Annotated in this window: 1 protein-coding gene; it reads left to right on the top strand. The window is 65.7% G+C overall.

From position 1 onward, the window contains the following. The first annotated feature begins 330 nt into the window (after positions 1-330). Complete coding sequence (locus MJ604_RS23625) at positions 331-630, top strand: GIY-YIG nuclease family protein (protein WP_243061258.1); 300 nt, start codon at positions 331-333, stop codon at positions 628-630. The last annotated feature ends 186 nt before the right edge of the window (positions 631-816 follow it).

The raw sequence follows: 816 nt of genomic DNA on the forward strand, positions 1-816 counted from the left end.
TCTCGATACGCTCGCTGGCGCTCGCTACTCGACCAACGAGCGCGGGTATCGGTGGTCGAGTAGTTCGCGACTCAACCAACGAGCGCGGGTATCGGTGGTCGAGTAGCTCGCGACTCAACAACCCTGGCGGGCGATGTCGGTGGTCGAGTAGCCGCCGAGGGACGAGGCGGCGTATCGAGACCCTTCGAGTGGGTGGGGTCTCGATTCGCTCGCTGGCGCTCGCTACTCGACCAACGAGGGTGGGGTTGGTGGTCGACTATCGAGACCAGGTCATCCACAGGTCGCGAACTGCTCCTGGTGCGGCGGTGTTCGTTCTCGGATGGTGTGGCGATGACGGCCTACACCTACCTGCTTCGCTGCTCGGACGGATCCTTCTACGTCGGCAGCACCCGTGACCTCGGTCTGCGGCTCTACCAGCACGAGATCGGGGAAGGAGCCGAGTACACGCGACACCGACGACCGGTCGAGCTGGTCTGGCACGAGGAGCACGAGCATGTCGGCGATGCCTTCGCGCGAGAGAAGCAGATTCAGAACTGGAGCCGCGCGAAGCGGATGGCGCTGATCCGTCAGGACTACGCGGCACTCCCTGCGCTGGCGAAGAAGGACTTCGGCCGTCCGGTGGTCGAGTAGCCGCCGAGGGGTGGGACGGGGTCTCGATTCGCTCGCTGGCGCTCGCTACTCGACCGACGAGGGTGGGCGTTCGGTGGTCGAGTAGCCGCCGAGGGACGAGGCGGCGTATCGAGACCCTCGGTCTGGGTGGGGTCTCGATACGCTCGCTGGCGCTCGCTACTCGACCAACGAGCGCGGGTATCGGTG

This window comes from Nocardioides sp. SR21 (assembly GCF_022761125.1).
Lineage (GTDB): Bacteria > Actinomycetota > Actinomycetes > Propionibacteriales > Nocardioidaceae > Nocardioides.